We start from the raw sequence: 1,629 nt of genomic DNA, 5'->3' as shown, positions 1-1,629 counted from the left end.
AGAACAGCTTGCCCAGACAGGACCAGCGTCACGATCAGCGGAACCCAAGCCGAACGTGGCAGACAATTTCTTGAAGCAACTCAATGCTGACAAGGCAAAACAAGCTAAGTCGGCACCGCCGGAAGAATCCGTGGCGGGAGATTTCTTGAAAAAGCTCAACTCGGATAGGAGTAAAAGGCAAGCCCATAAATATCGTGAGCGAACGCATGACCAAGGAGGGCCGAAACTATGACGGAGAACGAACAGGCACTAGTACAACTTTTAAAAGCGTATGATAACGGGGAAATTGACTTTACGAAAGTCCCTGCCATTCAAGCAATTGTCCGGCAAGAAGTTGCCCGTCAGGTGGCCCAAGCGGTCAATCCCGCTGAGATAAAGGAACAGGCCAGCCTGCAACTAAAGAACGACCAAACGAGTTATAACGAACAGGTTAACAAGATTTTGGAACAGCAAGGTGCCCGACTACAAGAGCAGGCCAGCCAGCTAGACGTGGAGGGGGTCAAGCGACAGTTGCTGGCCGACATTGACCGGCGTAGTAAAGCGGTCAATGAAGCACAGGCCAAACTGGACGATGAACGGGAAAAGCTAGCAGACCAAGAGAAGAAACAGTTCTGGCGGGAGCTGATACCGAACCTTGCCGGTGGCGTTGTGAGCCTATTTTTTGCGTCCATGATTCTGTTGTTGTTCAAAGTGCTTCTCTGGGACGGTGTTTGGCGTGGATTAGGACTTAACAAGCTCACTGATTTTGTGCTGACGTTGGCGAGATCACACCCTTTCGGCGGGAGTGTACTCGGTCTAATTCTGATGTTGTTGGTCGTAGGGGCTATCATCGCTAGTTTTTGGGCGATGGTCGAGGCCGTAAAGACGTTGGCAGATTGGGACACCAAGAAACTTATGTTTTGGCGACATGACCGGTACTGATAAAGGAGAATTCAAATGTTGATCAATTGAGTTTAAGGAAATTAACCAAAATCAATTTTATCTAACATATTTTCGGCACTAGCTTGATCTAAGCCTAAATAAGTTAGTGTCATGGCTTCACTGGAATGGTTTAACAAGTTCATGACGAGCCCAATATTATAATTTGATTGGGTGTAGACGCGGTAAGCACCAGTCTTACGCATTGTATGCGTGCCTAAGTAATCAATACCTAACAAGTCACCAGTCTTACTCATTATTTTATAAAATTGCTTTTCAGTAATGTGTCGATCAGGGTGTTGAGTTGAAGGAAATAACCAAGTTGAGTGTAGTTTTTGTTTCTAGTACCAAGCTTGATAAGTTAAAAGATCAGTTTGAATTGGTTTTAGGTAGAGCAAATTAGCTTTACCGGTTTTTTTGTCGTGTATAAACGCATTCTGACGCACGGTTCCATTTTCGTTAAAGATATCGGTCCAACGAAGGCGCATAACATCACTTACCCGTAACAAGGTGGCTTTGCCAACCTGAAAAATCGTGTAGTTACGACGACCAGCTCTAAAATTGTGTAGTAAGGTATCTTGTACTTCGGCCAGGACGTTTGAATCTTTGATTGGTAAGACGATTTGTTGCATAGTTTTAGCCCCTTTTCTTGAGATATTAAAGCAGTTATGTTATTATCTTTGTAAGGAAAAAGTAAGGAGATGGTATTGT

Annotated in this window: 1 protein-coding gene and 2 pseudogenes; 2 read left to right on the top strand and 1 reads right to left on the bottom strand. The window is 44.5% G+C overall.

Annotated features, from left to right (window positions below):
- A pseudogene (locus G400_RS16505) lies at nucleotides 1-232 on the top strand (MobQ family relaxase); the annotation flags it as partial.
- Nucleotides 229-921, top strand: coding sequence for a hypothetical protein (locus G400_RS0113020; protein WP_017260790.1), 693 nt, complete (start codon nucleotides 229-231; stop codon nucleotides 919-921). The pseudogene G400_RS16505 and the gene G400_RS0113020, both read left to right, overlap by 4 nt.
- Before the next feature lie 41 nt (nucleotides 922-962).
- Here the strand turns inward: G400_RS0113020 and G400_RS15460 are convergent.
- Nucleotides 963-1,550 (bottom strand): annotated as a pseudogene (locus tag G400_RS15460) (site-specific integrase).
- Between the last annotated feature and the right edge of the window lie 79 nt (nucleotides 1,551-1,629).

It is taken from the genome of Furfurilactobacillus rossiae DSM 15814, from assembly GCF_000428925.1.
In the GTDB taxonomy this organism is placed as follows: domain Bacteria; phylum Bacillota; class Bacilli; order Lactobacillales; family Lactobacillaceae; genus Furfurilactobacillus; species Furfurilactobacillus rossiae.
Note: the sequence above shows the minus strand (reverse complement) of the source record. Positions and strands in the feature narration are given on the sequence as shown.

What these genes read in the sequence shown, in the direction of transcription:
- G400_RS0113020 (WP_017260790.1), top strand. Translation starts at nt 229, where the DNA reads ATGACGGAGAACGAACAGGCACTAGTACAACTTTTAAAAGCGTATGAT.